This is a genomic window from Plebeiibacterium sediminum (assembly GCF_026013605.1).
Lineage (GTDB): Bacteria > Bacteroidota > Bacteroidia > Bacteroidales > Marinilabiliaceae > Saccharicrinis > Saccharicrinis sediminus.
In genome coordinates this window covers 1-302 of sequence record NZ_JAPDPJ010000426.1, presented here as the reverse complement: position 1 = coordinate 302, position 302 = coordinate 1, and the positions used below count along the sequence as shown (strand labels likewise).

Sequence of the window (302 nt, the reverse complement as noted above, 5' to 3'; positions counted from 1 at the left end):
TGGGATCAACAGCTGAAGTACCATCCGCATATACATTATATTATTCCGGCAGGTGGTATCAACAAAAATGGACATTGGAAAACAACCAAACAAAACGGTGACTTCTTGTTTGATGTAAAGCAAATGTCTGCTAAGTTCAGTGCTATTTTTGCTAAAAAGCTGCGTAAATTGAAGCAGCAGGGCAAAATACACAAGTTTGTGCCTCGCAATTTAATTCCGGAACCTTGGGTAGTTTATGCCAAACAAGCCTTTGGTTCGCCACATTCGGTAGTGGAATATTTGGGTAGATACTCACATCGGGT

At 40.7% G+C, this 302-nt stretch carries 1 protein-coding gene; it reads left to right on the top strand.

The window, feature by feature from the left end:
- Positions 1-302: transposase (locus OM075_RS26060; RefSeq protein WP_301193450.1), on the top strand; the 302-nt coding region annotated here is incomplete at both ends.